Annotated in this window: 1 protein-coding gene; it reads right to left on the bottom strand. The window is 68.1% G+C overall.

Translation table 11 applies throughout. The annotated features are described in order from the left end of the window. A partial coding sequence (locus tag EOA28_RS36560; RefSeq protein WP_149991726.1) for an AsmA-like C-terminal region-containing protein occupies nt 1-1,112 on the bottom strand: 1,112 nt, incomplete at both ends.

Consider the following 1,112-nt stretch of genomic DNA (forward strand, 5'->3'; position numbering starts at 1 on the left):
CTGCTGCTCCTTCTCCAGCGCGCGCTGCGTCAGGAATTGCGCCAGCGGACCGCTATCGAATTGGGGCGCAGCGCCCCCGACCGGGCCGGCCAGGCTGAAATTGACGGCAGGCTCCGAGCCGACCAAAGCCTCGTCGCCGGGACGATAGGTCAATGTCCCCTTTGCGGTGACGGTGCTGGTGTTGAGATCGGCGGTCACATCGGCGGACAAGCTCGCGCCGGGACTGTCGAGGCTGATCGGCGGCGCCCGCAGCGTCCCGTTGGCGACGGTGAAGGCCACGTCCGTGTCGCCGGCGGCGAAGCTGCCCTCCCCGGCGATCTGCGGCGCGAACTCAGCCGTCTTGGCCGTGTCGATGTCACGTCCGACCGCATCGGCCTTGGCGATGATGGCGGCGAAGCCGTCCGGATTGATGCCGTCCACGTTCAAGCCCTTCAGCGCCGCGGTGCCGGATCCGGACAGAGCGGCGATCATGGCGTCGACCGACTTGCCGCTGGTCGACAGCGCCGCCGAAAGATCACCGCTGCCGCCGATACCGGCACCGGGGAGAACCGCGGAAAGATCGCCGCCGGCCAGCCGCATCTGGCCGGAGAACAGGCCGGTGCCTTCCGTGTTCTTCAGGTCGAACAGACCGGTCAGGTCGCCGCCATAGAGCTTCGCCTTGAGATCGGAGACGTGGATGCCTTCGCGATCGAGCTTCAGCGAGAAGGAAGCGTCATGCGCCGTCGCGAATGGCCCGACGGCCAGCGCCGAGGTGTCGAGATCGAGGTCGGCGTTGAACGGCAGGGTCGCTTTCTGACTGAACGGCGTCGTCGGCCAGCCGCCCTTGGCGGGCGCGAAGGACTGGTCGCCGAACAGCGAGACCGCCAGCGGATCGAGATCGAGCTCGTCGAGCGCCAGCGCCCCCGCGAGATGCGGCAGCCCGTCCTTGGCGTCGATGTTGACGTCCCCGGACACCGCCGCCTTGTTGATCGAGCCGGTGAGGCCGCTCAGCACCAGGAGCCCGTTGCCGAAGTCGGCATCGGCGGCAAGCGACGTCGACGTGCCCGTTCCCATGCCGGGCAGGCCTACCCCTGTGGTCATCAGCCACGGCTCGATATCGGTGGCATCGAGAT

It is taken from the genome of Mesorhizobium sp. M2A.F.Ca.ET.067.02.1.1 (assembly GCF_004023285.1).
GTDB lineage: Bacteria > Pseudomonadota > Alphaproteobacteria > Rhizobiales > Rhizobiaceae > Mesorhizobium.